Source organism: Gammaproteobacteria bacterium (genome assembly GCA_003696665.1).
Lineage (GTDB): Bacteria > Pseudomonadota > Gammaproteobacteria > Enterobacterales.
This window is the reverse complement of record RFGJ01000154.1, coordinates 1-1,398: the sequence shown is the minus strand read 5'-3', so window position 1 is coordinate 1,398 and position 1,398 is coordinate 1. Positions and strand designations below refer to the sequence as shown.

Annotated in this window: 3 protein-coding genes; all 3 read left to right on the top strand. The window is 51.4% G+C overall.

Annotated features, from left to right (window positions below):
- Window positions 1-16: 16 nt before the first annotated feature.
- The 3 genes from hemP (at window position 17) to D6694_04745 (ending at window position 1,046) form a co-directional block, all read left to right on the top strand.
- Entirely contained in the window at window positions 17-133 is a 117-nt protein-coding gene (gene hemP, locus D6694_04755) for a hemin uptake protein HemP (protein RMH45435.1), read from the top strand.
- A gap of 64 nt (window positions 134-197) precedes the next feature.
- On the top strand, window positions 198-644 hold the full coding sequence (locus D6694_04750; protein ID RMH45434.1) for a hypothetical protein: 447 nt from the start codon (window positions 198-200) through the stop codon (window positions 642-644).
- A 24-nt stretch (window positions 645-668) separates the two neighbouring features.
- The gene (locus D6694_04745) at window positions 669-1,046 is read left to right on the top strand and encodes a hypothetical protein (protein ID RMH45433.1); all 378 of its coding nucleotides are present in this window, start codon (window positions 669-671) and stop codon (window positions 1,044-1,046) included.
- The last annotated feature ends 352 nt before the right edge of the window (window positions 1,047-1,398 follow it).

Genomic DNA, 1,398 nt, shown 5'->3' with positions numbered 1-1,398 from the left:
GAGTAGTGCGGAACCAATCAATCTGATCAGCAGCAGGCAATTGCTTGGTCAAGGCGGAGCGCTATACATCCGACATCAAGATCGTTTGTATGTTTTGCGAATGACGAAAAATGGCAAATTGATTCTCAACTAGTTTCTATCACTTATCGAGTGCGAGCCAGCAATTTAGGTTAGCCAGCACGAAATCATGACTTTATATGGGGGAAAACATGTTTCGTGCAGTATTACTTGTTGGTTTGCTTGGCATATCAAGTCTTGCGACGAACGCAAATGAGATGGCCACAGGTCGCAAAGATGAGTCGCCGCAAGATGAAGGCTATTTGCTCATTGAGGCCACGCGCGGACAAGCGGCTGGCCGTGTCAAAGCGTTGGAAAGCAGGTCGCTTTCTCACGACGAGCTGACAACTCAGCTTGGTCGATCCATTGCAGAAATTCTCAGTCAGATGGCCAATGTTGATGTGGCGGGCGGTCCGCGCAGTATGGCGCAACAGCTTGTGATTCGCGGCCTCGATGACTCACGCGCGGCACTTGTCATGGATGGTATTCCGGTGGTGTATGAGCGGGGACACGATGCGCGTTGGCAAGTCAATCCCATGCTACTCGAACAGATTGAAATCACGACGGGCCATTTTAGTGGTCTCTAGGGCAGTGGCGCGCTCGCGGGGGCCGTGGTTGGGCGAACGATTGATGCTGACAGATTTGTCGAGCCCGGGGAGTCAACCTTGCGTTTGTCAACCCAGGTGTCGAGTGGCAGTGACCGCTGGTTATCAAATGTCACTTGGCTGGCCCGTGATAATGCTGATCAGTTGAGTCTTCTTTATCACGTGGGCGCATCAACTTGGGGCGATATCGCCTTGCGCAATAATCAACGACTTGAAAATAGCGGCGGTGATGATCAAGGACATTTACTGAAAGCAAAATATCGGCCGACTGAAGCTGATACTTTCGCCTTACTTGCCTCGCGTACACGTGTGACAGCTGACATTCCGTACAATGCACAGTCGATGGCAGGCACGCGAAATCCGATGGTCTACCGGTGCTGGTGATGAGCATGCGCACTAATGGCACGGGACCAGAGGGACACTTTCTCAAAGGCGAGGACTTCGCGTTGGTTGGTGGACTGGCTCAAACCCCCTATTTTGCTGTCTGGCTATCACGCATGATTGAAACAGGCCATGACGAGTTGGCGAAGATGGCCTAGGCAAAAATTCGCATAAAGTGTGAATAGTTCACATGGTGTTTTGTCCATCCTTTGGTATGCTAGTGCGCGTTCGGAAAAAGCTGTATAGGAGGAAACTTGTGAAAAGATGGATTTGGTTGGGGTTATGGACCATATTGGGAGGTTGGGCGGCACAAATCATGGCGGAAGTGCCGCTTAAGCGCTTTGCTGAGCCGGCG